The sequence below is a fragment of the Deltaproteobacteria bacterium genome, assembly GCA_011773515.1.
Classification (GTDB): Bacteria; Desulfobacterota; Deferrimicrobia; order J040; family J040; genus WVXK01.
The window spans coordinates 229,681-230,662 of sequence record WVXK01000062.1; the positions used below are offsets into that span (position 1 = coordinate 229,681).

General features: G+C 57.2%; 2 protein-coding genes. Both read left to right on the forward strand.

The features are described 5' to 3' along the window. Window positions 1-246, forward strand: a 246-nt coding sequence (locus GTN70_07895; protein NIO16906.1) for a hypothetical protein, incomplete at its 5' end; no start/stop codon positions are given. Window positions 247-265: 19 nt separating this feature from the next. Then, window positions 266-982, forward strand: a 717-nt coding sequence (locus GTN70_07900) for a hypothetical protein (GenBank protein ID NIO16907.1), incomplete at its 3' end; no start/stop codon positions are given.

The window sequence follows — 982 nt, forward strand, 5'->3', positions numbered from 1 at the left end:
GCCGGGATATCGGACAAGGGCAGGGACGACATCTACGGCGGCGAGGCTGGCCTGGGCTTCAACTACAATCTCTCGAAGCGGCTCTTTATCGGCATCGAGGGAAGATACCTGTTAACAACCGACGCCAAGGTATCGCTCAACGTTGGGGGGGTTTCCACACCCCTTGAGTTTTCCCTCGAGGGGTACGTGGTTATGGCTTCTTTCGGCGTGAGGTTTGATTTCATCCCCATTTTCAGGCGGCGCTGAGGTTACGGGAGGAGGGAAAATGAAAAGGGTAAGCAATATCGTAACCTGCTTCCTCGTGATTTTTTCCCTCGTCCTTACCCTGCCATCGTGCAACAGCAGCGGTGGAGGGGGTTTTTTCGGCGACAACCCACCGGCGGGAGGTTCCATCATTGGGACCGTTGCCGGCACAACGGTTGTCGCCGTCAACCAGGCCGGGGAAATTGTAGGCAGTGACGATACCGAGGAAAAAACCCCTGATTTGCAGGGCAATTTCTCATTTGCCCTCACGAACATCCCGGTGGGACAGGAGCTGCGCCTCTTTCTTTTGACCAACGGGGGTATCTTTCCGCTGTACTTCGGTCAGCCCCAAACGAACGTGTTCATCCTCGACTCAGATATCGAGGTGGACCTTGGCTTCGTTGCTATAGTCGATGACGATTATGTCCGGACGTTCCCGGATTTTGCGGGACAGCAGGGAAGAGCAGTCCCCGAGAAAGATCCCACCGAGTTGACCGAAGTTCGCCCTGAATCGGAAGACGCGTCCATACCGGCGAGCCTCGTTACGCCAGACACCTCCGGGCTCACCCTCGGCGAACTTCTCGAGCTCGGTTTCGATGCCCTCGAGGACGGCGCCGTGCTTCGCGCAGAAACGTACTTCCAAGCAGCCGTGAACCAGGCGGGTAGTTCTACCTCGAACGATGCCGACACGGCGAGAATCTTCTTCGCTGTCACGAGGGTGGGGGCCCTTGCGTTCGAC